Annotated in this window: 14 protein-coding genes; 6 read left to right on the top strand and 8 right to left on the bottom strand. The window is 68.3% G+C overall.

What is annotated here, in order from left to right:
• Positions 1 to 10: 10 nt before the first annotated feature.
• Positions 11 to 1,840 carry an ABCB family ABC transporter ATP-binding protein/permease gene (locus tag ACSAMQ_RS04515; RefSeq protein ID WP_435394497.1) on the bottom strand — a complete coding sequence of 610 codons (1,830 nt, stop codon included), beginning with the start codon at positions 1,838 to 1,840 and terminating at the stop codon, positions 11 to 13.
• A 222-nt stretch (positions 1,841 to 2,062) separates the two neighbouring features.
• On the opposite strand from ACSAMQ_RS04515, the gene ACSAMQ_RS04510 reads away from it, so the two are divergent.
• From ACSAMQ_RS04510 to ACSAMQ_RS04500, 3 genes are all read left to right on the top strand, one after another.
• On the top strand, positions 2,063 to 2,872 hold the full coding sequence (locus ACSAMQ_RS04510) for a penicillin-binding transpeptidase domain-containing protein (RefSeq protein WP_435394496.1): 810 nt from the start codon (positions 2,063 to 2,065) through the stop codon (positions 2,870 to 2,872).
• A 297-nt stretch (positions 2,873 to 3,169) separates the two neighbouring features.
• Complete coding sequence (locus ACSAMQ_RS04505; protein ID WP_435394495.1) at positions 3,170 to 3,349, top strand: hypothetical protein; 180 nt, start codon at positions 3,170 to 3,172, stop codon at positions 3,347 to 3,349.
• 81 nt (positions 3,350 to 3,430) lie between these two features.
• Positions 3,431 to 4,729: a YcaO-like family protein gene (locus tag ACSAMQ_RS04500; RefSeq protein WP_435394494.1), complete on the top strand. Its 1,299-nt coding sequence runs from the start codon at positions 3,431 to 3,433 to the stop codon at positions 4,727 to 4,729.
• 22 nt (positions 4,730 to 4,751) lie between these two features.
• Here the strand turns inward: ACSAMQ_RS04500 and rtcR are convergent, their stop codons facing one another.
• A complete protein-coding gene (gene rtcR, locus ACSAMQ_RS04495; RefSeq protein WP_435394493.1) occupies positions 4,752 to 6,344 on the bottom strand; it encodes an RNA repair transcriptional activator RtcR in 1,593 nt (530 codons plus the stop codon).
• Positions 6,345 to 6,521: 177 nt separating this feature from the next.
• On the opposite strand from rtcR, the gene ACSAMQ_RS04490 reads away from it, so the two are divergent.
• The 3 genes from ACSAMQ_RS04490 to rtcA all read left to right on the top strand — a co-directional run bounded on the left by ACSAMQ_RS04490 (position 6,522) and on the right by rtcA (position 11,275).
• The gene (locus ACSAMQ_RS04490; RefSeq protein WP_435394492.1) at positions 6,522 to 8,072 is read left to right on the top strand and encodes a vWA domain-containing protein; all 1,551 of its coding nucleotides are present in this window, start codon (positions 6,522 to 6,524) and stop codon (positions 8,070 to 8,072) included.
• An 841-nt stretch (positions 8,073 to 8,913) separates the two neighbouring features.
• Entirely contained in the window at positions 8,914 to 10,140 is a 1,227-nt protein-coding gene (locus ACSAMQ_RS04485; RefSeq protein ID WP_435394491.1) for an RtcB family protein, read from the top strand.
• Between the two features lie 115 nt (positions 10,141 to 10,255).
• Positions 10,256 to 11,275, top strand: coding sequence for an RNA 3'-terminal phosphate cyclase (gene rtcA / locus ACSAMQ_RS04480; protein WP_435394490.1), 1,020 nt, complete (start codon positions 10,256 to 10,258; stop codon positions 11,273 to 11,275).
• A 31-nt stretch (positions 11,276 to 11,306) separates the two neighbouring features.
• Here rtcA and ACSAMQ_RS04475 read toward each other — a convergent pair whose 3' ends face one another.
• The 6 genes from ACSAMQ_RS04475 to ACSAMQ_RS04450 all read right to left on the bottom strand — a co-directional run bounded on the left by ACSAMQ_RS04475 (position 11,307) and on the right by ACSAMQ_RS04450 (position 17,932).
• Positions 11,307 to 11,765 carry a hypothetical protein gene (locus tag ACSAMQ_RS04475; protein WP_435394489.1) on the bottom strand — a complete coding sequence of 153 codons (459 nt, stop codon included), beginning with the start codon at positions 11,763 to 11,765 and terminating at the stop codon, positions 11,307 to 11,309.
• Between the two features lie 136 nt (positions 11,766 to 11,901).
• Entirely contained in the window at positions 11,902 to 13,107 is a 1,206-nt protein-coding gene (locus ACSAMQ_RS04470; RefSeq protein WP_435394488.1) for a polymorphic toxin type 44 domain-containing protein, read from the bottom strand.
• Between the two features lie 304 nt (positions 13,108 to 13,411).
• Entirely contained in the window at positions 13,412 to 14,311 is a 900-nt protein-coding gene (locus tag ACSAMQ_RS04465) for a DUF6999 family protein (RefSeq protein WP_435394487.1), read from the bottom strand.
• On the bottom strand, positions 14,308 to 16,209 hold the full coding sequence (locus ACSAMQ_RS04460; protein WP_435394486.1) for an iron-containing redox enzyme family protein: 1,902 nt from the start codon (positions 16,207 to 16,209) through the stop codon (positions 14,308 to 14,310). The genes ACSAMQ_RS04465 and ACSAMQ_RS04460 overlap by 4 nt, the downstream gene beginning before the upstream one ends.
• Positions 16,209 to 17,171, bottom strand: coding sequence for a fatty acid desaturase (locus ACSAMQ_RS04455; RefSeq protein ID WP_435394485.1), 963 nt, complete (start codon positions 17,169 to 17,171; stop codon positions 16,209 to 16,211). The genes ACSAMQ_RS04460 and ACSAMQ_RS04455 overlap by 1 nt, the downstream gene beginning before the upstream one ends.
• The gene (locus ACSAMQ_RS04450; RefSeq protein WP_435394484.1) at positions 17,168 to 17,932 is read right to left on the bottom strand and encodes a sterol desaturase family protein; all 765 of its coding nucleotides are present in this window, start codon (positions 17,930 to 17,932) and stop codon (positions 17,168 to 17,170) included. The genes ACSAMQ_RS04455 and ACSAMQ_RS04450 overlap by 4 nt, the downstream gene beginning before the upstream one ends.
• Positions 17,933 to 18,075: the final 143 nt, after the last annotated feature.

Here is an 18,075-nt window from a genome sequence, read left to right as displayed (position 1 = left end):
CCGGCCCGGCTCAGGCCACGGCCGCGTCCTCTTGCCGCTGCTGCAGCTCCCACATCTGCGCATACACGCCGTCGAGCGCCCTTAGTTGTGAATGCGTGCCGCGTTCGATGATGCGGCCGGCGTCCATCACCAGGATCTGGTCGGCGTCCATCACCGTCGACAACCGGTGCGCGATCACCAAGGTGGTGCGCCCGATCGCGAGCCGGTCGAGCTCGGACTGGATCGCGCGTTCGGACTTCGAGTCGAGCGCCGAGGTGGCCTCGTCGAAGATCAGGATCGACGGATTCTTGAGCAGGGCCCGGGCGATCGCGACGCGCTGCTTCTCGCCGCCGGACAGTTTCAGGCCGCGTTCGCCGACCGGCGTGTCGTAACCGTCGGGTAGGCCGACGATGAAGTCGTGGATGTGCGCGGCGCGTGCGGCCGCCACCACCTCGTCCTCGCCGGCTTCGGGCCGGCCGTAACGGATGTTGTAGCCGATGCTGTCGTTGAACAGCACCGTGTCCTGCGGGACGATCGCGATCGAGCCGCGCAGCGAGGCCTGGGTCAGGGCGCGCAGGTCGCGGCCGTCGATCGCGATCGAGCCGGCGTCGACGTCGTAGAAGCGATACAGCAAGCGCGCCAGGGTCGACTTGCCCGAGCCGGAATGGCCGACCACCGCCACGGTCGCGCCCGCGGCGATCTCGAAATCGATGCCCTGCAGAATCTCGCGACGCGGGTCGTAGCCGAAGCGGACGTCGCGGAAGGCGACCGTAGGGCGCGGGGAAGCCAGCACCTCGGCGTCGGCCGAGTCGCGCACGTCCTGGCGTTCGTCGAGCAGGCCGAACAGGCGCTCCATATTGGTCAGGGCCTGCTTGACCTCGCGGTACATCATGCCGAGCATGAACAACGGTGCCGACAGCTGCAGCAGATAAGCGTTGACCAGCACCAGGTCGCCGACCGTCATCTCGCCGGCGACCACGCCGCTGGCGGCCAGCCACATCATCGCGGTGACGCCGAGCGCGACCACCAGGCTCTGGCCGAGGTTGAGCACCGCCAGGGTCTTGATGGACATGACCTGGGCGTTCTCCAGGTGGCGCAGGTTGTCGTCGTAACGGCGCGCTTCGTGCTCTTCGTTGTTGAAGTACTTGACGGTCTCGTAATTGAGCAGCGAATCCACCGCGCGCTCGTTGGCGCGCGTGTCGGCCTCGACCGAGGCCCGGTAATAGCGCGTGCGCCACTCGGTGACCGAAAACGTCCACAGTCCGTAGGCGAACAAGGTGCCGAGGGTGATCGCGGCATAGCGCCAGTCGTAGATCCACACCAGCACGGTGGTGACCATCGCCACTTCGAGGATCACCGGGATGATGGTGTAGATGGTCCAGTCGAGCAGGTCGGCGATCGAACTGCCGCCGCGTTCGACGTCGCGGGCGACGCCGCCGGTACGGCGCGCGAGGTGGAACTTCAGGCTCAGCCCGTGCAGGTGGCGGAACACCTGCAGGGTCACCTGGCGCGAGGTGCGGGCCATCACTCGGGCGAACACGACCTGGCGCAATTCGGTGAACAAGGTCACGCCGATGCGCGCGGCGCCATAGGACAGCAGCAGCGCGACCGGCAGCATCAGCGGCGTGACTTCGATATTGAGCCGGTCGATGAGCTGCTTGAGCGCCATCGGCACGTACAGGTTCAACAGTTTGGCCGCCACCACCATCGCCAGCGCGATCGCGATCCGGCCCAGGTAAGGCCGCAGGTACGGCAGCAGCGAAGCGATCACCGACCATTCGCCGCGCCGGCCGGCACTGCGGGCGACCGGTGTGGCGCCTTCGGTCTCGCTGGCGGGTTCGCTGGGGGGAGTGGCGGCCATGCCGTCCTGTGCGGTGGAAAGGGAAGCCGAGCATAGGACCTCGAGTGCGCTTCAGGTCAAGCGGCTGCCGTTCCGGCCGGTGCGGCCGCGCGGCTCGCTCGAAATACGCGTATAAGGCATGGCATCCTGGGGCGAGCGGTGCGGATGCGTCGGCATGCCCTCGGGCTTGCATCCCGCCCGGCCCGTCCCCGTCGTTACGCCTTCGCAAGGAGCACCGCAGGCATGAAAGCTGTCCTCACCGCGGCATTGTTCGCCGTTTCGCTTTGCGGCGCGGCCACCCAGGCCCTCGCCCAGTCGATGGGCCCTCCCGGCGAGCCCCGGATCCAATCCTGTTTCCTGCTCTACGACCTCAGCGGCGGCGAGATCGGCCGCACGCCGTCGGAGGCCTGCAGCCGCCGGGTCAGCCCGGGCGCGTCCTTCGATATTCCGCATGCACTCGCCGGGCTCGATGGCGGCATCGTCCGCGCCACGGAACGGGTCGGCGCCGACGGCGCCAGCGGCAGCGACCAGGACCTGGACTCGGCGCTGCAGTTCTCCGCACCCTGGTACTTCCAGCGCATCGCCCAGCGCCTCGGCGCCCAGCGCGAGCGCGAGTACATGGTCCGCTTCAACTACGGCAATGCCGACACCAGCAGCGGCGCGACCGACTTCTGGGACGGCGGCTCGCTGAAAGTGTCGCCTGACGAGCAGATGCTGTTCCTGCGCCGTTTCTTCCGCGACGAGTTGAGCGTCGACCGGCAACACATCGCCGACGTGCGTTCGGCCTTGCGCCAGCCGCCGGGCGTCGTCGTCGGCAGCTTCGGCGCGGCGCCGTTCGGGCCTTCGCCGCCGCGCGACGATGTCTCGGTCGCGGCCAAGAGCGCCTCGACGGTGATGGACGGCAGGGAAGGCGTGCGCTGGCTGGTCGGGCAGGTCAAGCGCGGCACCCGCCAGTACGTGTTCGTCAGCTGCGTCACCGGGCCGAGGAACCTGCCGCAGAACGCCGCGGTGTCCCTGGCCGAGCGCGAACTGCGCCGCGCCAACGTGTTCTGATCGGGCTTTGAACTTCGGGCTCCCGCCAGCGGCGCCCGTCGCCCTTGCGCCGGGCCGCATCGAACCAGCGCCCTGCCTGGCCGGCAGGGCGATATGCATTCGCAGAATCGTCGGTCTCAGTTTGGATTCGACGGCGTCCGTTTCGGTGACGGGAGTCATGGACGCGAAGCCGCCCCACCCGGTAACCCTCGCATGCGGCCTCGGCCGCCCGCGGGGGCTTCGCCGTGCCGGTTCGCCGGACCGGGGGCGCGCGACCGGGCTTCGCGGTTTCCTTTCGGCCAAACAGGAGGTTTCGTCATGGGTACCACGCGCATCGATTTCGATAAAACATCGTTGATCAAGCCCAAGTACATTCCCGTCACCGAATCCGTCCGCGCCAATGGCCTGGCGTCCGGCGAAGAGCTGAAAAGCGCGATGGCCGAACTCAACACGCCGACCGTGCAGGAACAGGCGTTTCTCGACGAGTTCGCCAAGTAAGCGCCCCGGACCGGCGATCCCGCACGGCGCGCCGCATCGGCGCGTCCTGCGGTTCGCCGAGCCGCAGCTCAGGAGCGGGGAATGATTCCGTACGAACGAGAGCGCAGTCTGGACGATGCCAGCCGCGTCATCCGCGACTGCATCGCCCGGCGCGGCTGGACCGTGGAAACCGAGGATTTCGGCGGCGCGCTGACGACCGTCAAATGCAGCCTGCGCGATGCCGAGGGCGAGTTGATCAGCCGCGGTTTCGGCAAGGGCGATGCCGCGACCTCGATGGCCGGCGCCCTGCACGAGGCGGTCGAGCACTATTACTGCAAGGCGTCCCGCGTCTCGACCGCGGTCGAATACGTCGCCGCCGAACACTTCATCGACGATCCGCGCTACGCCGGCCTGCCGTTCCTGTCGGCGTTCGCCGACAATCGCGGCCGCCGCCTGGCCTGCCGGCGCTACCGTTCCTTCTTCGCCGGCCGCCGCGACATCCAGGTGCCGCTGTTCCTGAGCTTTCCCGACTATCCGGTCGCCGCCCAGGCGGACCTGCCGTCGGGCGCGCGGTTGGGCGAGGGCGACGATTTCGACTACCGCAGCGTGATCCGCTACAGCTCCAACAGCGGTACCGCGATCGGCGCCAGTCTCGAGGAGGCCGCCCTGCACGGGATCGGCGAGATCGTCGAGCGCGACGCCTGGTCGCTGTTCCTGCTCGCGCACTATCTCGGCGGGCCGGGCCGCTATGGCGCCTTGATCGATCGCGCCTGCCTGCCCGACGAAGTGGCACGGGTGCTGCGCCTGGCCGAGCATCGCATCGGCCGCAAGGTGTTGCTGATCGATGCGACCTCCGATCTCGGTTATCCGACCTTCATCGCCACCGTCGCCGAGCGCAGGCCCGAGGAGATCGTCCACCCGCACGGCTGTGGCGCGTCCTCGTATGCGCACTACGCGGCGATGCGAGCCTTGAGCGAGTTGGTGCAATGCGTGGACATCAAGCAGCACTCCGCGCATCTGGCCGAACTCGACCGGCTCGCGCTGGACGCGCTCGCCGCCTATCCGCGGCTGCAGGCCTGCGCTTATTTCGAGATCGACCGCGACCGTCTCGAGCGCGTCGACTGGCCGCATCCGGACAAGCCGCGGCTGGCGCCGGCCCTGCTGCTGCCCGAAGTCGTGGCCGACCTGGAAGCGCGCGGCATCGAGCTGTACTACGCGGTCAACCACAGCGAGGGCGACGATTACTGCGTGGCCAGCTGCGTGTCGTTCGAGCTGGAGCGGTTCTTCCTGGCGACGTCCGGCATCCTGATGGCGCCGGGGCGGCGCGGTCGCGAGTTCCTGGCCCGGTTGTCGCCCGCGAACGCATCCAGGCCGGTCGAGGCGGTGGAGCAGACCGGTTGAGGCGCGCCGGCCGGACGCGATGCTAACCGCGCCCGCGCACCTGTTCCCAGTCCAGTTCGAACCGCATCAGGTATTTGCGCAGCCGGTCGGCATCGTTGGTGCTGGTGCGGGCCGCGCGCGAAACCGCGAACAGCTCGCGCCCGGCCTGCGACAGCGACTTCGCCTGGCGGCAGATCCGCAGCACGTCTTCGAGCTGGGTGCGGTCGAAGCGGTCGAGCCCGGCCGCACGCTCCCCGAGCACCTCGTCGAGCAGGCCGTGGCGGGTGCCGGCGCCGTGCCACTGCCGGCGCAACCGGCCGATTTCCTCTTCGACCAGATCGGTGCGGATGCGTCCGCCGTCGGCCAGGGTCGCCAGGCGCATCACCGAGGCGCCGAGGTCGCGGAAATTGCCGGCCCAGGTCGCCTCGGGACTGCGCGCGAAAGCCAGATAGCGCTCGCGCGCTTCGCGGTTGAAGGTCACCCGTTGCCGGTTCTCGCGCGAATGGCGTTCGAGTTCGAAATCCAGGTTCGGCTCGATGTCCTCGGCGCGTTCGGCCAGGCCGGGCAGGCGATAAGTCCACAGGTTCAGCCGCGCCAGCAAGTCGTCGCGGAAGCGGCCCACGAGCACCGCCTCCTGCAGGTCGCGGTTGGTGCCGGCGATCAACTGGAAATCGCTTTCGACTTCCTTGTCGCCGCCGACCGGCAGGAAGCGCTTTTCTTCCAGCGCCCGCAGCAGCATCGCCTGTTCGTCGAGGCCGAGTTCGCCGATTTCGTCGAGGAACAGCAGCCCCTGATGGGCCGAGCGCAATAGCCCGGCGCGGTCGGTCGAGGCGCCGGTGTAGGCGCCCTTGATGTGGCCGAACAAGGTGCTCATCGCCCCGTCGCCGCGCAGGGTGGCGCAGTTGACCTCGACGAAGCGGCCCGGCAACTGATGCTTCTGTTTCTTCAACTCGAACACCCGGCGCGCGAGCTGGCTCTTGCCGGCGCCGGTAGGCCCCATCAACAGCATCGGCGACTTCGAGCGCGTCGCCACCGTCTCGATCTGCTCGATCATCCGGTTGAAGGCCGGGTTGCGCGTGGCGATGCCGCTCTTGAGCAGGTCGCGGTCGTGCAGCCGTTCCTCGGCGAAGCGCTGCGCGATGCGGTCGTAGCGCGACAGGTCCAGGTCGATCACTGCGTAGCTGCCCGGTGTTTCGCCGTTCTGCTTGCGCGGCGGTGCGGTCTGCAACAGGCGCCCGGGAAACAGGCGGCTTTCGGTCAGCAGGAACCAGCAGATCTGGCTGACGTGGGTGCCGGTGGTGATGTGGACGTAGTAGTCCTCTTCCTCGGGCTGGAAGTCGTAACCGCGCACGAATTCGTGCAGCGCCCCGTACACGCTCTCGAAATCCCAGGGGTCGGCGAGGAAGGTGTCGTGGCAACGCACCCGGGTTTCCGGCGAGACCTGGCCGAGGTCCTGGGCGACCACGGCGGCGAGCTTGCCGTAGCGGCGCTCGTCGACCAGCAGCTCGATCCGGTCCAGCAGCAGGTCCTCGTGCATGCCGAGCGACACCGTCGGCCGCCACTTCTCCCAACGGCCCGGGCCGAGCGCCGCGTCGAGCTGAGTGCCGAGCATGCCGACGACGACCTGACGTTTCATGTTTATACATCCATATATAAGGCGATCAGCAAGTATAGATAAAGAACCGGTAACGGAACCAGCGCGCCGGGCTTTGTGGCCGATAAATGCCTATAAATTCAAATAGATGGATTGGTGTCGGACGAGTTGGCACGGCGTTTGCGCTAGTACTCGGCAAGTCCGAACCGGAATGCCCCGATGGCCAACCCCACTCTCTTCGCAAGCTCCCGCGGCGCCCTGGCGCCGGCAGCCGCCTCGCACAACGAGGCCGGCGGCCTGGCCTATGGCCGCCGCGCGGAGTCGGCCCTGGCGCTGTACGCCGCGACCGGCTGCTTGAACGGCACCTTCTATGCGAGCGCCGGGGAGCAGTTGGAGCACGTGCTGCGACTGTGCGCGCAGGTGTCGCCGGAGTTCGTCGCCAAGACCGCGATCTACACCCGTCAGCGCGGGCACATGAAGGACATGCCGGCGCTGTTGCTGGCCAGCCTGACGGTGCGCGACGGCCAGACGTTCGAGCGCGCTTTCGCCCGGGTGGTCGACAACGGGCGCATGCTGCGCAACTTCGTCCAGATCGTTCGCAGCGGGCGGGTCGGCCGCAAGTCGCTGGGCTCGCAACCCAAGCGCCTGGTGCGGCAGTGGCTGGAGGCGGCGTCGGTCGAGCAACTGCTGGCCGCCGCGATCGGCCAGCAGCCCTCGCTGGCCGACGTGATCAAGATGGTCCATCCCAAGCCGGCCGATGCCGAGCGCGCGGCGCTGTACGCCTGGTTGATCGGCAAGCCTTACGACGCTGCGGCCTTGCCGGCGCTGTTGCAGTCCTACGAAGCGTTCAAGCGCTCGCAGGACGCTTCGATGCCGGGCTTGCCGTTTCAGTACTTCACCGGGTTGCCGTTGACGGTGGCGCACTGGACCGAACTGGCGCGTTCGGTGTCGTGGCAGGCCCTGCGCATGAACCTCAACACCTTCCAGCGTCACGGGGTGTTCGAGGACCCGGCGGTGGTGGCCGAGGTGGCGGCGCGCCTGACCGATGCCGACGCGATCCGCAGGGCGCGGGTGTTTCCGTATCAACTGCTGAGCGCCTACCACGCCGCGGCCGGCCTGCCGGCCGCGATCGTCGAGGCGCTGCAGGATGCGATGGAAATCGCGACCCGGCAGGTGCCGGTGCTGGCGGGCGAGGTGGTGGTAGCGGTGGACGTGTCGGGGTCGATGGCTTCGCCGGTCACCGGTTACCGCCCCGGAGCGACGACCAAGGTGCGTTGCGTCGATGTGGCGGCGCTCGTTGCGGCCTGCATCCAGCGCACGCAGCCGGCGGCAAGGGTGTTGCCGTTCGACACCCAGGTGCGCGGGCTGCGGCTGAATCCGCGCGACAGCGTGATGACGCAGGCGCAGCAGCTCGCGGCCTTGTGCGGCGGCGGCACCGCGGTCAGCGCGCCGCTGGCGCGGTTGAATCGCGAGCAGGCCCGGGTGGATCTGCTGGTGCTGGTGTCGGACAACGAGAGTTGGCGCGACACCCGTTCGGGCGGTGCGACCGAAACCATGCGCCAGTGGGCGCGGATCAAGGCGCGTTGCCCGCAGGCCCGGATGGTGTGCATCGACCTGCAGCCGACCGCGACCAGCCAGACGGTCGAGTCGCAGGACGTGCTGCACATCGGCGGTTTCAGCGACGCCGTGTTCGAACTGTTGGCCGTGTATGCGGCGCAGGGCGGCGATGCGGCGCGCTGGGTGGAGCGGATCGATTCGATCCCGCTGTGAGCGCGAACCAGGGATGGAGCCGCAGCGGCGCAGGAAGCGCCGCGACGCGAACGCAGGGATTGCGCCGCGTGGACGGGGCGACCCGTTGGCCGCACGCGCCAGGGAGGTGCGGTGCGGTCGCAGGAAGGCCGGCGGACAATGGGGTCCGCCGGCCGGCAATAGAGATAGAAGGGTAGATTTGCTTGCGAAGTATCGGCTCGTCGCTGCATTGCAGAAACGATGTTCATGTCTCTTGGACGCGGGTTCGAGTCCCGCCCGCCGCGAGGCGGTAGCTCAGATGGATAGAGCAGGAGCGTTTCGCCCTTACTTGTCGCATGGCAACGGCATCTGTCGGTCCATGGGGGCCGATAGATGTCCGGGCTTTCACAGAATAGAGATTGTCGTAACCGAGTTTGTCGATGCGCTGCGAATGCGTACGAAACTACTAGGTCGTGGGTTCGAATCCCGCTCGCTGCGAGGCGATAGCTCAGTCGGTAGAGCAAGTTTCGTCGGTCCTGGTCGCGGGGCATCGGCATCGGGCCGGCACAGGCCGGCTCCGATGCAGGAGGTTCCCCGACCGCGAATCACTCGAACCACCGGAAACATCCACAACAAGAATCGTTTCATCGATGCATGGCGAATGCTTGCGGAACTACATCGACTCCCAGGACGCGGGTTCGAATCCCGCCCGTCGCGAGACGGTAGCTCAGCCGGGCAGAGCCGGGAAATGTTTCGCTTCCCTCGTCGCCGTGCATCGACCTTTCACCCCAAGCCGCCCTCGCGGCCGCCGCGGGAGCCCGGCGCAAGGCGCTGGCTCTTCGGGCGTTCCCCCTTCATTGTGTGCGCAACAGAGAGCAAGACCATGAACATGAATCAGTACGATGTGATCAACGAGCCGGGCGCGGTGCCGATCAAGCATTGGACCCGCGGCGTGCCGCTCGAGGACGAGGCGCGCCGCCAGTTGCAGAACATCGCCAAGCTGCCCTTCATCCATCGCTGGATCGCGGTGATGCCGGACGTGCATCTCGGCAAGGGCGCCACCGTGGGTTCGGTGGTGCCGACCGTCGGCGCGATCGTGCCGGCCGCGGTGGGAGTCGATATCGGCTGCGGCATGATCGCGGTGCGTACCAGCCTGACCGCGCAGGATCTGCCGGACCATCTGGGCGAGGTGCGCGCGGCCATCGAGAAGGCGGTGCCGCATGGCCGCACCGTCGGCCGCGGGCTGCGCGACAAGGGCGCCTGGGCGAACCCGCCGGAGGCGTCGTTGCAGAGCTGGTCGAGCCTGAACGATGGCTTCGAGCGCATCGTCGCCAAGCACCCGAAGCTCGAGCGCAGCAACCACCTCAGCCACCTGGGTACGCTCGGCACCGGCAACCACTTCGTCGAGGTCTGCCTCGACGAAGAGCAGCGCGTGTGGTTCATGCTGCACTCGGGTTCGCGCGGAGTAGGCAATGCGATCGGCAGTCATTTCATCGAGCTGGCGAAGCAGGACATGCGCCGCTGGATGATCAACCTGCCGGACCAGGACCTGGCCTATCTGCCGGAAGGCAGCGATCATTACGCCGACTATGTGTTCGCGGTCGACTGGGCGCAGCGTTTCGCCCGCAACAACCGCGAGATCATGATGAAGCATGTGGTCGACGCGGTGCGCAAGGTCATCGCCAAGCCGTTCGAGGCGCAGGCCGAGGCGGTCAACTGCCATCACAATTACGTCAACCGCGAGCATCATTTCGGCAAGGACGTGCTGGTGACCCGCAAGGGCGCGGTGAGTGCGCGCAAGGGCGAGTTGGGCATCATCCCGGGCAGCATGGGGGCGAAGAGTTTCATCGTCCGTGGCCTGGGCAATGCCGACAGCTTCCACAGCTGCAGCCACGGCGCGGGCCGCGTGATGAGCCGCACCGAGGCGAAGAAGCGCATCAGCCTGGAAGAGCATGCGCGCGCGACCGCCCACGTGGAATGCCGCAAGGACGCCGAGGTGGTCGACGAGTCGCCGGCCGCCTACAAGTCGATCGATGCGGTCATGGCCGCGCAGAGCGACCTGGTCGAGATCGTGCATACGCTGCGGCAGGTGGTCTGCGTCAAGGGTTGAGACCCCGCTTCGACCTCGCACGGACTCGCAATTAATGGCGGCGGCCGCCACGGTCGCCGCGGAACGCAAAGGAGTACGGACGGCCGCCAGGCCGTCCGGATGGATGGATCGCAAGATGGAACTGATCGAAATCAGCGGGCACGAGGGCGGCGGACAGCTGCTGCGTACCGCACTGACCCTGAGCCTGTGCACCGGCACCGCGTTCGAGATGCAGCACATCCGTGCCAAGCGCTCGCGCCCGGGACTGATGCGCCAACACTTGACCGCGGTCGGCGCCGCGGCGCAGATCGGCTGCGCCCACGTACATGGCGCGCAGTTGGGCGCGACCACGCTGCGCTTCTTGCCCGGCGCGATCAACGCCGGCCGCTATCGTTTCTCGATCGGCAGCGCCGGTTCGGCGACCCTGGTGCTGCAGACCGTGTTGCCGGCGCTGTGGCGTTGCGCCGAGCCGTCGGAGCTGTCGATCGAGGGCGGCACCCACAACCCCTTGGCGCCGTGCGCGGACTTCATTGCCGATGCCTATCTGCCGGCCTTGCAGCGCATGGGCGTGGAGGCGAGCTTCGCACTGCTGCGCCATGGCTTCTTCCCGGCCGGCGGCGGTGCGCTGCAGCTGCGGGTGGAGCCGTGCGCGCAACTGCGCCGCTGCGTAATCGACCAGCGCGATGCCGAGCCGCGCCTCGACGCGACGGTGTTGCTGTCCGCCTTGCAGGACCAGATCGGCTACCGCGAGCTGGCGGTCGTCGCCGAGCGCCTGGGCCTGCCCACGGAACAGCAGCACCTGCGCCGCGTCGCCGATGCGCAAAGCCCGGCCAACGTACTGATGCTGCGTGTGCACGGCGAGCGCCACAGCGAGCTGTTCAGCGCGTTGGGCGAGCGCGGGCTCAGCGCCGAGCAGGTCGCGATCGGCCTGGTCAAGCAGGCTTCGGCCTATCTGGACTCGCCGGCGGCGGTCGGCGAGCACCTGTCGGATCAGTTGTTGTTGCCGATGGCTTTGGCCGGCGGCGGCGAGTTCACCACCGCCGCGCTCAGCGAACACCTGGTCAGCAACGCGCGCCTGATCGAGAAGTTCCTGCCGGTCGAGATCGACTGGGTCCAGGAGGCGAAGCGCTGCTGGCGGGTGACGGTGCGGTCGTAAGGGCGCGCGGCGGCGATGGCCGCCGCGCCGTTCAAGGCGCTTGCCCGGGCTCCGCCGGCGCCATGCCGCCGGCCGGTGCGGCGGGGTTGCTGACGCCGCTGCGCAATCGCAAGCTGACCGGACGGCCGGCGACCGCGACCGAGGCGGCGGCCGGCTTCATCACCCGGCCCTGCAGGTAATCGGCGCGCACGGTGTTCGCGTCCTGCCAGTGCAGGTCGATGCCGTAGGCCTGGGCGTTGCGGGTCGCGCCGTACAGCTCGGCGGCGGAAGGCGTGGAGCGCCAGTCGGCGCCGTGCGGCACGATCCGGATCCGATAGATGAAGGACGCGGTGGCGCCGGGGTTGGCCTCGGTCAGCACCGCGTCGGCCTGCAGGTCGGGCGAGGCGACGCGGGCGACTTCGACGTCGGGCATGATCGCATCGTGGCTGCAGCCGACGGCGAGGAGCGCCGCCAACAGCATCGTCGGTATCCGGGTCGGGCGGGTTTTCATTTCGGGCGATCGTCTCAGGCGGCTGCGGCCCGCACGATCCTAAGGGCGCGCGGCCCGTCGGAGTAGTGCGCATGCGTCCAATACGACGAAGGCGCCGGCATGGCCGACGCCTTCGCGCTCAGCTCTGGCGCGGCGGTCAATCCGACCAGACCCGCCACATGCCGGAGTTGTAGTAGTCGTAACCGGCCTTGATCTGGGCCTGGTCGCGCGGGTCGTCGCCGTAGCTGCTGTCGCCCAGGTCGTAGGGCTTGCCCCAACCGTCCTGCGAGGTGTCGGACTGGATCTGCACGAAGCCGGCGCCGCGCAGGCCGATCTGCTCGGGGATGTCCATCGCCGCGGCGACCACGCCGAAGTGGAAGTTGCCGTAGTTCTCGTACTGCGCGCCCTGGGTCTTGTAATCCCAAGGGCCGCCGCCCTGGACCTGCTCCTTGAACCAGACCATGTCGCCCGGATTCGGGAACTCGTGCTTGTGGGTGTCGGCGATGTTGGCGTCCATCGACACGCCGGGCGGCGCTTGCGGAATCTTCAGCAGGCCGGCCTCGATGGCCTCGTCGCGGCTCAGCACCTTGCCCATCGCCTGGGCGACGCCGTCGACATAGGGTTCGGCGCCGAGCAGGCCGACGTTGTCGCCCTGCATGGTCTGCAACTGCGGCATGGCCGCTTCGAACACCGCGGTACGGGTCGCCAGGTCGGCGCCCTGCGAGGCGTTGAGGATGCCGGTCAGCACGCTCGGGTCGTACTGGGTGGTGCCGGCGGTGCGGCCGCTGAAGTCGACGATGTACTTGCGGCCCATCGCGACGTTCATCACGTCCTGCAACTGCTCCTTGCTCAGCGAGCCGACCGCCTGCTGGAACGCCTGCGGGTCGTTGGCGAGGCTGGCCAGGACTTTGCCGGCCGCCTCGGTCTCGCTGTTGCCCCAGGTGCCCTGGGTGGCCTTGTACTCGCCGTCGATGTCGCCCTTGACCGCCTCGATGAAGGCGGTCTTGGCGTCGCTGCCGCCATGGCTGGCGATCGCGTCGGCGAAGGCTTCGAGCCCGCCGGAGCTGCCGTCGAAGGCCTCGACGAAGCGCGTGGTCTGCGTCCCGTCCAGGCCTTCGGCCAGGCGGTTGAACAGTTCGCCGCGCTCGCCGGCGCTCAACGAGCCCATCGCGCCGTCGATTTCCTGGGTCCAGTTCTTGATGTCGTCGTTGCTGAGCTTGCCGATGAACTCGTTGCGCTCGGCCGGGGTCAGGTTGGCGACCTCGCGGCTGATCGCGTCCAGGTCGCCCTTGCTGACGTCCCAGTCGAGCAGGCCCTGACTGAGTTTGTCCTGGGTGACGGAAACGGCGGAATCGACGCTCATGGAACGGCTCCTGGCCCGGTCTGGGCCGATGGTCGGTCGCGCCCGCGTTGCCGTCGGCCGGCCGCGGCGCAGGGGAAAGGCTGCAATGCTGACGCAGCCTAGACAGCCGCCAAGCGCCGGTAAATCGGGGGAAACCCTAGTCAGGCAGGCCCAATGCGCGATCCGTGCACATCGGCACATCGGGCCCGTCGCGACGGGCGGCTGGGAGCGATACCTCAGCCGCCGGTTCGGCCCGGCCTCTCGTGGCGAGGAGCCAAGCCCGGGCGCCGCCTGCGGAGGCGCCCGCGCAGTCCGGGACGCCGGCTCAGGCGGCGGTCGTGGCCGTGGTCGCGGCCGCCTGCTGCTGCTCGCGCTTGCTCATCAGGAAGGCGTGCAGCATCTCGGTCGACAGGCCATGCAGGGTCAGGCGGAAGCCGGCGCGCAGGGTCGACAAGGGCACCAGCGGATGGCGGTTGTTGAGCAGGACCAGGTGCGAGCGCGCATCGAGGATGGTCGCCACGTACAAGCCGATGGTCTCGTCGAGCTGCAGCGAATTGGTCGCGCGCCAGAAATCGCTGTCGGTGAGCAGCAACTGATAGATCGGCGTGAACAGTTCGATCGAACTTTGCAGGTCGAGGAAATTGCGCCGACGCCGCGGCATGTCCTCCAGCCGCAGCTCGGGTTGCTTGACCATCGACAGGTCGGGGTCGGCGACGAACTGCAGCTGCCGTCCCGCCGCCTGCAGGTTCTGGTTGAGGCGGATGACGAAATTGAACAGGTTGAGGTCGTGCACCAGGAACATGTCCTCGCGCACGTCGGCCACCGCGGCCGGACGCAGCGGGTTGCCCTGCACCTCGACCCCGGAGTTCTTGCCGATGAACTCCAGCACCTGCGAGCCGAGATGGAAGTGGCGCAGGATCAGCCAGTTGGCCTCCGGGCTCAGGAAGTTCTCCATGCCCCAGGCCAGCAGGCGGTGCAGGGTACGCGAGAACGCCAGCCGGCGCGGCGCGAACACCTTGGCCACCTGGATCAGCACGATCAGGGTGCGCGCCAGCGGCCGCATGAACGGCAACACGAACTGGCGCGAGCGCGAACTGGAATCGGCCAGCCAGGCGCGCTTGACCTCGTCGTCGAGCGGGGTGCTGCGGTCCAGGTACAGGGCCAGCCACGGACTGGGGTCGCGCGGGTCGTAGGCCTGCTCGAGGAACTCGGGTTGGTATTTCATGCCGGCATCACGTGATCGAACTGCATGAGATAGAGCTCCGCGGTGCGTCGGGCCGTGGCGACGATGGCGCGCGCGCCTTCGCCGTCGGCGTCGTGTTCGAGCACGATCTCGATCGCCCGCAGCCAGCGCGCCAGATGGTGCTCGTCGTTGCTGCCATGGTATTCGAGAAAGCGGAAGGCGTCGGCCGGCAGCGACAGACTGGCCTTCATCAACGGCAGCAGGGCGGGGATGATGCGCTGGCCCGTGCCTTCGATGATGTAGATCGCGCCGAGCAGGCCCAGCGGGTTCGGCGTGGCCGCCAGGGCGTGCAGGTAGCTGTTGAGCGCTTCGCCACCCGGGTTGCGGCGCAGCGCGTCGATGTCGGCGACGGCGCCTCCGGCCTTGCGGTAGTCCTCGTACAGGATCATGTAGTCGTCCTGCTCGTCGCCGGCATGGGTCTCGATCAGGGCGCTGAGCTCGGTGTACGGCGCCTGCACCGCGGCGGCGCCTTCGCGCATCCACTTGCTGCCTTCGCGGACCTGCGGGATCCAGTGCTGCATCCACTGCACGTAATCGGCGGTGGCGAAGCGGCGCTCGCGCAACTTTCGGATCACCGGCGTGCGCCAGGCGCGCGAGCGGTAGTCGTGCCAGATCGTCGCCAGCTCGCCGAGCAGATGGCGCAGCGCTGCCGGCGCGTCGGCCGGGTCGTGCGGCGGGGCGATCAGGTCGGCATCGGGCGTCGCCGCGACGGCCGGCGCGGCGACCGCCGCCGAGCGGCCTGCGAGCGAGGGCGCATCGGCGGCTTCGACTTCGATCAATACGAAGGCGACGGTGAAACGGCCGGACTCCGGGATGAAGCAGAGAATACGTTCGCCGGCCTGCAAGGTGCGGGTGCGCAGGAACTCGTCGAGCATGATGAAGATCGACGCCGCGCCGGTGTTGCCGCGCGAGGTCAGGTTGCTGTACCAGCGCTCGCGCGGAATCTCCAGGCCGGCCTTGCGCATCAGCTCGTCGACCACCGGGGCGAACCGTTCGGACGAGTAGTGGCAGAGGAAGTGATCGATCTTGGCCGGGTCGAACCAGCGGGCGTGGGCGAGCTTGGCGTACTCGTGCACGCCGACGTCGAACAGATGCGGCAACAGGCGGATGTCCTGGCGCAGGAACAGCGCGCCGTCGGCTTCGGCGGCCTGCCAGGACTCGTAGTCCAGATGGCTGCGGGTGCGGTCCGGAGTCAGCCCCAACTGCATGCACACCGGGTAGTCGCCGGAGAACGAACGCTGGTGGATGAAGCGCAGACGCAGGCGCAGGCCGTCGCGCGGTTTCGGCGCCGAGCTCAGCTGCAAGGCGCCGGCGCCGTCGGACAGCATCCAGCGCAGGAAATGCGCATCGAAATCGGCGTTGTAGTCGCGCGCCGCATAGCGCGAGCGCTTGAACAGGCGCGACGGCATTTCCGCCGCCGCGACCAGGGCGCGCTGGTGCGAACCCAGTTCGACCGCGGACGCGGCGCTTTCCCAGGCGCCGACGCCGGAGGCGCAGATGCCGTGCGCGGACAGGGTCTGCATCGGCGGCGCCGCCAGTTCGCCCTGCACCATGCAGGCGAAGCCCGGCATCAGCGCATCGCCGCCGGAGGTGCCGCAGGCGAGCAGGCCGATGCCGTCGAGCGCGGTCTCGGTGCTGGCCAGGCACTGGCGGATCGCCGAGGCCGCCATGTCGGCGCAGGAGTGCACGGTGCGGCCTTCGGCATCGACCGCGTAATGCCGGGTCAGGATGCCGTTCTCGGCCAGGATCCGGCGCTTGATGCGGTCCGACAACTTGGTCAGCGGCGCGATGTAGGCGTCCATCGCGGCGTTGTCGACGGGCGCGCCGGGCAGGAAGCGGCCGCTGCCCTCGATGAAAGTGCGTTCGAAACGGGTCGGCATCAACAATCCTTGGAAGTGGTGGCGGGCCGGTCCATGGCCGCGCGAGTATCGGCCGGGCGCAGGGAGCGCGAGCGATACTGCGGCAGGAACGGGCCCAGGACGAATACGCGCCAGGCGTAGCCGATGAAGCTGGCTTCGAGCAGGCGGGGATCGATCAGAGGGCGATAGCGGTGGTGGAGGCGCGGCAGTTCGGACCAGTGCGCGCGGCCGTGTTCGTGGTGGGCGGTGTGCAGGCCGATGTTGAACAGCAGCGGGTTGAGCCAGCCTTCGAAATTGCGCGCATAGCCGAAGCGCGCCGCATCGTCGGCATGGGCGTGCTGCAGGTAGTTGGCCGAGAGCAGCCAATGCAGACCCAGCAACTGCGGCCCGATCACCAGCGCCAGCGCCTTTCCGGGGTGGATTGCCAGCAGCACCGCCCATGAACCCAGCCAGGCGGCGTACTGCAGCAGATACCAGCGATACGCGCCCGGTGCGCGCCGGCGCACGCCGCGCAGCCAGGCGAACAGGAAGGGATAGATCACCGCGATCGCCTGCAGCGGATGCAGCAGCCAGCCGAGCGCGTGATTGTGGTCGCCGAAGCGCCAGGTGCGGGCGACATCGCCGGGGCCGTGGCGATGGCGATGGTGGTTGCGGTTATGCGCCGGATGGAAGACGAAGGTCGGGTGCCCCTGCAGCACCGTGATCAGCAAGTCGGTGGCGCGGTTGCGCCAGCGGCCGCGCCACATCGGCAGGTGCGCATGGTTGTGGTGGATCACGCTGACCGCGATCGCCAGGTACAGCATCAGGCCGTACAGGGGCAGACTGAAGCCGTGCCGCCACTGCCACAGCGCCAACAGCGGTTGCGCCAGCAGATAGAGCAGGCTTTGCAGGTCGCGGCGGTGCCGCAGCGCGCCGATCCCGCGGGCTGCGGCAGCGCCTGTTTTACCGGAGCCTGCCGCGCCGGGGGCGGGGTCGTCGTTCATGCGGCGCGGTCCGTGCGCGTGCTCGACGCCGCGCGGGCGTCTTCGGCAGGGTCGATCGCGGTGCCGGCCCAACGGTCGAACACCTCCAGCAGGAAGCCGTAGTTGCCGTTGTAGCGCGCGTGATGCAAGTGATGGCGGCGGCTGGCGCCACGCCAGCCGCGCGCCGGCGCTTGTCGGCTGGCCTCGTAATTGCTGTGGCCGAGGTTGTTCAGGGCGATGCTGAGCACCGGCAGGCTGGCCACGGCGACGAAGCTGAAGTCGTGCAGCAGCATCGGGATCAGCGGCACGCTGCCGAGCATCACCGCCTCGACCGGGTGGAAGGCGTAGGTCGAGAACGGTGTGGCGACGTGCGAACGGTGGTGCATGCCGTGGAAGCGGCGCAGCCAGCTCGTGTGCAGGGCGCGATGGTTGAGGTAGAAGTGCAGCTCGTTCCACAGGAACAGCACGGCGATTTCGAGCGCCACCCGCCACACCGGCGGGTCGACCGCGAACCGCGCCCAGCCCAGCCGCAGCATGCCCCAGGGCACGACCAGGCCGAGGCCGAAGATCAGGATCGAGACCGTCGAGGCGCCGAACTCCCTCCGCAGCTGGCCGGGCGGCAAGGGACGGGTGTCCAGGCGGCGGCCGTAGCCGAGCGCCGGCAGCACGGTGCGGGTGAGCCACCAGGTCAGGCCGCCGCTCAGCAGATAGAGCGCGGCGAAATACAACACGCCCACGACCATCACTTCGATGGCGCTCAGCGAGACGAACCAATGACCCACGTGCGGCTCCTGCCGATTACTCCTGCCGATAGCTTGCACTATCCGGCGGCGCCAACCCAGTGCGAAGCGGCTGGGTCGGCCGTGTCCGAAACTCGTTCGTACGGTGTGCGGTGTGCGCAGTGGAGTAGGGCGGCTGCGCTGAT

This window comes from Lysobacter sp. 1R34A (genome assembly GCF_051217035.1).
Taxonomy (GTDB): Bacteria; Pseudomonadota; Gammaproteobacteria; order Xanthomonadales; family Xanthomonadaceae; genus Lysobacter.
The sequence above is the reverse complement of the archived record's forward strand: the minus strand, read 5'-3'. Positions and strand labels throughout refer to the sequence as shown.

Coding starts and splice junctions, on each gene's coding strand:
- ACSAMQ_RS04510 (WP_435394496.1), top strand. CDS start 2,063: ATGAAAGCTGTCCTCACCGCGGCATTGTTCGCCGTTTCGCTTTGCGGC.
- ACSAMQ_RS04460 (WP_435394486.1), bottom strand. CDS start 16,209: ATGCCGACCCGTTTCGAACGCACTTTCATCGAGGGCAGCGGCCGCTTC.
- ACSAMQ_RS04465 (WP_435394487.1), bottom strand. CDS start 14,311: ATGAAATACCAACCCGAGTTCCTCGAGCAGGCCTACGACCCGCGCGAC.
- ACSAMQ_RS04485 (WP_435394491.1), top strand. CDS start 8,914: ATGAACATGAATCAGTACGATGTGATCAACGAGCCGGGCGCGGTGCCG.
- ACSAMQ_RS04515 (WP_435394497.1), bottom strand. CDS start 1,840: ATGGCCGCCACTCCCCCCAGCGAACCCGCCAGCGAGACCGAAGGCGCC.
- ACSAMQ_RS04490 (WP_435394492.1), top strand. CDS start 6,522: ATGGCCAACCCCACTCTCTTCGCAAGCTCCCGCGGCGCCCTGGCGCCG.
- ACSAMQ_RS04455 (WP_435394485.1), bottom strand. CDS start 17,171: ATGAACGACGACCCCGCCCCCGGCGCGGCAGGCTCCGGTAAAACAGGC.
- rtcR (WP_435394493.1), bottom strand. CDS start 6,344: ATGAAACGTCAGGTCGTCGTCGGCATGCTCGGCACTCAGCTCGACGCG.
- ACSAMQ_RS04505 (WP_435394495.1), top strand. CDS start 3,170: ATGGGTACCACGCGCATCGATTTCGATAAAACATCGTTGATCAAGCCC.
- rtcA (WP_435394490.1), top strand. CDS start 10,256: ATGGAACTGATCGAAATCAGCGGGCACGAGGGCGGCGGACAGCTGCTG.
- ACSAMQ_RS04470 (WP_435394488.1), bottom strand. CDS start 13,107: ATGAGCGTCGATTCCGCCGTTTCCGTCACCCAGGACAAACTCAGTCAG.
- ACSAMQ_RS04500 (WP_435394494.1), top strand. CDS start 3,431: ATGATTCCGTACGAACGAGAGCGCAGTCTGGACGATGCCAGCCGCGTC.
- ACSAMQ_RS04475 (WP_435394489.1), bottom strand. CDS start 11,765: ATGAAAACCCGCCCGACCCGGATACCGACGATGCTGTTGGCGGCGCTC.